Annotated in this window: 3 protein-coding genes; 2 read left to right on the top strand and 1 reads right to left on the bottom strand. The window is 32.4% G+C overall.

Features of this window, described 5'->3' with window-relative positions:
- The coding region (locus QZZ48_RS15750; RefSeq protein WP_294967203.1) for a phosphotransferase at positions 1-299 on the top strand (299 nt) is incomplete at its 5' end.
- Positions 296-1291 (top strand): aminotransferase class I/II-fold pyridoxal phosphate-dependent enzyme, encoded by a 996-nt coding sequence (locus QZZ48_RS15745; RefSeq protein ID WP_294967202.1) that lies wholly within the window; start codon positions 296-298, stop codon positions 1289-1291. The genes QZZ48_RS15750 and QZZ48_RS15745, both read left to right, overlap by 4 nt.
- Here the strand turns inward: QZZ48_RS15745 and QZZ48_RS15740 are convergent.
- Positions 1284-1463, bottom strand: coding sequence for a hypothetical protein (locus tag QZZ48_RS15740; RefSeq protein ID WP_294967201.1), 180 nt, complete (start codon positions 1461-1463; stop codon positions 1284-1286). The genes QZZ48_RS15745 and QZZ48_RS15740 overlap by 8 nt on opposite strands.
- Positions 1464-1565 lie beyond the last annotated feature (102 nt).

The following is a 1565-nucleotide window of genomic DNA, read 5'->3' as shown; positions in this document are numbered from 1 at the left end:
GAGATATTTTTAAAGACAACACTATCTTCAACGGTAAAAAAATAGGCGTGATAGATTTCATAGATTCTTCTTGTGGAACTTTTTCTTATGACGCGGCAGTTGCACTTGTTGGCTTTGACATGAGAGAACGTAATGACTATTTTATAAACCTTTTTCTAAGAAACTATAATCAACACGCACCTAAAAAACTACAAAAATCAGAGGTAATAAAAAAGATGAAAACAGCAGCTAATTTCTTCGCACTAAAACGAGTTCACGAGTATGGCAATACTCTAAGAGCAAAAGAGTTACTTAAATGAAACATGGCGCAAATATTTATAAATATGCATCTGAGATAGGATGCAAATCAAGTGAGATAATCGACTTCTCTTCGAACATAAATAGTTACCATCCAAACATAGATATAACACTCACAAACGATATGTTAGTTAAGTATCCAAACACAAACTACTCTGCTTTGAAAAAAACTATATCTAAGAAGTACGAGATAAAAAAATCTCAAGTAGCTCTTTTTAATGGTGCGACTTCTGCCATCTTTGAACTATTTAAAACCTTTAAAGATAGCAAAGTTTACCTGTACGCTCCACTTTATGGAGAGTACGAAAAAGCAGTGCAAGACAAGAGCAAAATAGTTAAAATCAACCGCTTTAAAAACATATACATCAAACCAGAAAAAGGCTCTGTAGTAGTTTTTGTAAATCCATCAACACCTGATGCATCTCACTACAACCTAGATAAGCTTTTTAGCATCTGGCGGGAGCAAAAGTGTACAGTTGTTCTTGATGAATCATTTTTGGAGTTCCAAAAGCTAAAATCTTTGAGAAACCAAATTAATTATTATAAAAAACTATATATTATCCAATCTTTTACTAAGTTCTATGCTTGTGGTGGAGTTAGAATAGGTGCGATTTTCTCTAATAAAAGCAACATACAGAAGTTGAAAACTCCTATGTGGAACCTATCTTCATTTGACGCAAAATTCTTAGAACAAAGACTTCAAGATGCTAAGTTTGATAAGCAAAGCACAAAGCTTCACAAACAGCATAAAGAAGAACTTCTTAGTGCTTTAAAGGAGTCCAAACTTTTCTCAAAAATCTACAACAGTGACTCCAACTTTGTCATGGTAAAATCTGAAAAATCTAAAGAGATATTTGAGCATCTACTCACGCATAAAATCCTAGTAAGAACTTGCGGTAGTTTTGACTTTTTAACAAATGAGTATCTACGCTTTGCGGTTAAAGATTCTAAAGCTCATAACAAACTAACAGAGGCTTTAAAGAGTTTTAGTTAGATTGTTTGTCTATGATTAACTGACACTCTTTGATGATTATTTCTGGTGCTTCTTTTGACGTCTGCATATACATCTGAAAAGCTTTTACTATCTCTATCTCTTCATAAAAAGTTTGTTTATCTATAGAAACTAAAGAAGCATAAAGTTCTCTAACATCATCTATACTTATCAACTCTTTAGACTTAATTAAAAAAACGGGTGCATAAAACATTCATTAAAGTTCGGTATAGTAGGAGTAAACAAAGGTTTATTTACAAATGGCTGTAAAAAAGCT

Source organism: Sulfurimonas sp. (genome assembly GCF_016744025.1).
GTDB lineage: Bacteria > Campylobacterota > Campylobacteria > Campylobacterales > Sulfurimonadaceae > Sulfurimonas.
This window is presented reverse-complemented; position numbering and strand designations above follow the sequence as displayed.